Genomic DNA, 3,819 nt, shown 5'->3' with positions numbered 1-3,819 from the left:
AGCCGGGCGAGCGGGCGTGTGATCGCCGCCGCCACGTCGTCAGGGATGAGAATCTCTTCGACGCGTCCGCGGATCTCCGCGCTGAGCGCGCTGATCGCGTCCCGGTCGTCCGGATTCACACGCGACAGCTGATCGAGCCGGTCGTCAATCGAGGGCGCCTCCGCCATGACCCGCCGGAAGGCGGCTGTCGTCACGCAGTAGCCGGCCGGTACGTGGATGCCTTCGACCCGCGAAAGCTCTCCTAGGTTCGCGCCCTTGCCCCCGGCCTCCGCGACCTGCGTCTGGTCGATCTCCCGGAGATCCAGCACGTAGCAGTCGGGCGGGAGAGACCTCGCCACGCCGCTGTCTGTATCAAGCATTCGCTACTTCCCGCATACGTCGGTTCGTGCATCGGCCTGATGATTCTGCGGCACGACCGGGGCCTTGCCGCAAGACCCCCGGTGTGCTATAGATTTAACATGGCAGGGAGTATGTGGCTCCTTGCCGTTTTTGCGTCTCGGTAAGTGTCAGGGTGTGATCGAGGCCGAGTTCGCGCGATTCCGCAGGCTCATCGATCGGCTTCTGCTCGATCAGCCGCCGTTCTTTCCCGGCCTCGACGAGGACGAGCAGCTTCTCCCCGAAGAGGGGGCGCATTCGCGCACCCAGTCAGGCACGCCTTGCCGTCACAACGCTGATGCCCACCCGGCCGTGTCGTTCTCACCCGGGATCGCCTGAAGACCTTGCCACAGCACAAGGGTCTCGAACCATCGCGCCTCGGCAGGACTGAGAGGCCGCACGGACTCGTATCCGGCACGCAGTGTCTGCCGTACCGCCGTCGGCGTCGGCTGCCATTCGGTGAACCGCGTGCCCAGATAGACACAGGCCTTCGCCAGGTCCTTCACCCGATGCTCGACCACCACGTCGTCGAAATCGAGCACCCCGACGACCTTCGAGTCCCGCGTGAGGATGTTGGCTGCCCGGAAGTCGTTGTGGACCAATTGAGGCTCGTCATCGAGCTCGGGCAGCCGCGAGACGAGGCGCTTGAGCCGACGCGACGCCTCGGGCGCGAATCCGCGATCCCTGCGCGCCAACCAGTCATCGATCCGCTCGTTCAGCCCTTTGGCTCGTGTTGAGATCGGCGGCACGTCGTGATGGCTCGCACCGAGCGCCCGGTGCACCTCTGCCAGGCAGGCTCCCGCCGACAGGACCGCCGCGTGATCCTTCGCGTCCAGCCAGTCCCCGGTCAGCTCCGGCAGCACAGTGACTGACAATGCGCCTGAGGGACCTTGCAGCGTGACCCGATCGAGCCCATCCGCCGTGGCGATCGGCGATGCCACCGGGATACCTCGCTCAGCGAGCGTGCGTAGCAACCGCGTCGAGGCTTCCAGACTCGTGAAGCGTTCGCGAGCCCGCGACCACTTCACCACCAGGTCGCCCTGGTCGCTCTTCACCCACAGAATCGCATTGTGGTCGCTGATCACCATCCGGGAGCACCTGCCGACGGAGATCCCCCATGTCTCATCGAGCGCCATCGAGGCCCAAGCTGTGACCGTGCCGAAGCTGTCGAATCCGAAACGCTCCTTGAGCGCGACATCCGGCTCCACCGACTCCCACAGCATGGACAACCCGAGCGGCAACATGCTCTCAACCGTAGTGGGGCCGGAGATCGCGAAAATGGTCGCAGGGTCTACGGGCCGGGTCCTGGCCCGTCGTGGCATGTTTTCCCGGCAGTGGCTGACTCCTCGATCTGATCGACTTCGCCGAGCGCGTGGCTGGACCAAGGGAGCAGCACCGCTTTCGTCGTACTCATGGCGCCGGTTTCCCGTTCCAGCGCCAGATGCGAATCGGTCGTGTGAGGAAACTTCGGGTACGTCACCGAGTTGATTCAGAGCAGGACCAGCACGCCGGTCGCGATCATGACTTGACCGACGTGGTACATCGCGATCACCGGCAGCTTGCTCCACTCAAGCGGCCGCACGAACCGGTTGATGGCGAGCATGGTGTCGCTGGCGACGAAGAACGTCGTGCCGGCCGCGACCAGGTACGATCCGGTGGCCCAGCCGATCACTGTCTTCGCGCCGATGACCCCTATGTAGATGGCGACGGCGACAGCCAGCCCCGGTCCTCCGGCCCTCCTCGCTCCAGGAGTCACGCGGCGGGCGATCGTGAAGCTCACGGCCACGACGACCGCGCCGGCCACGGGCCGCCAGTCCCACTCCGGCTCCAGTGCCAGGAAGCAGGCGAGGTAGGCGAGGTGACCGAGCAGGAAGGCGACGAGCCCGCCGACGAACCGCTGCTCGGTGGCGTCGACCAGGAGTGCGTCGCCAACGGCCCCGCACACTAGAGCGACCACGAGCCAGACACCCGCTGCCTCGTCGAAGGATCCTGCTGCCACAGCGGCGACGGCCAGCAGTGCCACGGGCGCCGGCCTCGTCCACTGCTGCCCCGCCCACCGCCGCCCCGTCCGCTGCCGAGTCGCGGTAACCAACCAGTCGACGAGGGTGGCGATCAGGGTCAGCGCGGCGAGCAGCGTGACGGTCGTACTCATGTTGCCAGCTTGGCGGATCCGGCGGTTCGGACGTTTGCCCACTCGGGTGTCAGGGCGTCAGAGTCAGTGGTAGCCCTCCAACAGGTCGGCCAGCTCCTTCGGTCGGCTCAGCGCGGCACAGTGGCCGCTTGAGATCTCGTCGGGGACGACTCCGAGCCGCTCCGACGCGAGCCGCCGCATGAAGTCGGGTGGGAAGAAGCGGTCTTCGCTACATATGACGAACCTGGTGGGTACGTTGGGCCAGGCCTTCAGGGGCCATGGATCGCTCATCGAGGCCGACGAGGGATGGGACCGCTCCCGGCCTATCGCCTCGTCGGCGAGTGACCGAGGCACATCGTGGAAGAAGCTGATGTATGGGTCGTCGTGACCGGTCAGGCCGCTGTCGCGGGTGGCGTGGTCTCGTACGGCATCGGAGTAGCCGGTGTTGTCCCACCAGGCGTTCGGGGATTCTCCTGGGCTGGGGATCATTCCGGCGACGAGCACAAGCGTCTGGACTGGCAGCCGATCGGCGACCAGGGTCGCGGTGAACGCACCGAACGACTGACCGACGACGACCAGATCGTGCCGGTCCCCGACGGCATCGACAACCGCGTCCGCGTAGGCGGTCAGCGTCGCCGACTCGGTGTCAGGGAGATTGGGCGCCACCGTGTCGTGCCCGCGAGCCCGGAGCTCGGTTTCGACGCGGTGCCAGTACCAGCCGCCGTCGCCGGCACCGTGGATCAGGACGAACGTGCTCATCGTGGCCTCCTGGGTTGATTAGTGGGGGTGTGTCACTGGCCGCTGGCTCGTACGGCGGTAACGAGCCAGGCGTGCGAGTCGAACCACACCCCGTCATTGGTCTGGTGCTCCCGCAGTTGTGCGTCGAGCCGACCCAGGGCGCGGGCCCGCTCGACCGGGGCTTCGGGGAGCATCGCTGTGACCGACGTCAGGGCGAGCACGTTGTCGCGTGCGGCCGCGGCGTCCGGACCGTAGTAGATCGCCTCGTGGAGCGGTATCAGGTCGATGTCGGTGAAACCGGCCGCGGTCAGGACGATCTGGACGGTGTCGGGTTCGCAGAGGGAGAAGGCGTCCGGCCCGCCAGCTGGCCGCGACCGGCCAGGGGCCAGTGCCGTCCGGATCGCTGTGGTCCATTCTTGGCGTTCGGCGGGCTGCCAAACCAGTTGGACGAAGGGTGCCCCGGGACACAGCGAGCGGGCGATGTTGGCGAACGCCGCTACCGGGTCGGTGAAGAACATCGTCCCGAACCGGCTGATCGCCAGGCTGAACCGTCCGGCCGGTAGCCGATGTGATTC

At 66.7% G+C, this 3,819-nt stretch carries 5 protein-coding genes; all 5 read right to left on the bottom strand.

Going from position 1 to position 3,819, the window contains the following annotated elements; all coding sequences use genetic code 11:
• On the bottom strand, positions 1-338 hold a 338-nt coding region (locus ELR45_RS41035), incomplete at its 3' end, for a PEP/pyruvate-binding domain-containing protein (protein ID WP_240759855.1).
• 324 nt (positions 339-662) lie between these two features.
• A complete protein-coding gene (locus ELR45_RS18700; protein WP_129667738.1) occupies positions 663-1,619 on the bottom strand; it encodes a phosphotransferase in 957 nt (318 codons plus the stop codon).
• 245 nt (positions 1,620-1,864) lie between these two features.
• The gene (locus tag ELR45_RS18695) at positions 1,865-2,527 is read right to left on the bottom strand and encodes a lysoplasmalogenase (protein WP_129667737.1); all 663 of its coding nucleotides are present in this window, start codon (positions 2,525-2,527) and stop codon (positions 1,865-1,867) included.
• Positions 2,528-2,590: 63 nt separating this feature from the next.
• Positions 2,591-3,265 carry an alpha/beta fold hydrolase gene (locus tag ELR45_RS18690; protein WP_129667736.1) on the bottom strand — a complete coding sequence of 225 codons (675 nt, stop codon included), beginning with the start codon at positions 3,263-3,265 and terminating at the stop codon, positions 2,591-2,593.
• A gap of 32 nt (positions 3,266-3,297) precedes the next feature.
• A partial coding sequence (locus ELR45_RS38335) for a class I SAM-dependent methyltransferase (RefSeq protein WP_420813905.1) occupies positions 3,298-3,819 on the bottom strand: 522 nt, incomplete at its 5' end.

The sequence above is a fragment of the Phytoactinopolyspora endophytica genome, assembly GCF_004138495.1.
Lineage (GTDB): Bacteria > Actinomycetota > Actinomycetes > Jiangellales > Jiangellaceae > Phytoactinopolyspora > Phytoactinopolyspora endophytica.
This window is presented reverse-complemented; position numbering and strand designations above follow the sequence as displayed.

Excerpts from the sequence above, each read along its gene's own strand:
- ELR45_RS18690 (WP_129667736.1), bottom strand. The coding sequence starts at position 3,265 with ATGAGCACGTTCGTCCTGATCCACGGTGCCGGCGACGGCGGCTGGTAC.
- ELR45_RS18695 (WP_129667737.1), bottom strand. The coding sequence starts at position 2,527 with ATGAGTACGACCGTCACGCTGCTCGCCGCGCTGACCCTGATCGCCACC.
- ELR45_RS18700 (WP_129667738.1), bottom strand. The coding sequence starts at position 1,619 with ATGTTGCCGCTCGGGTTGTCCATGCTGTGGGAGTCGGTGGAGCCGGAT.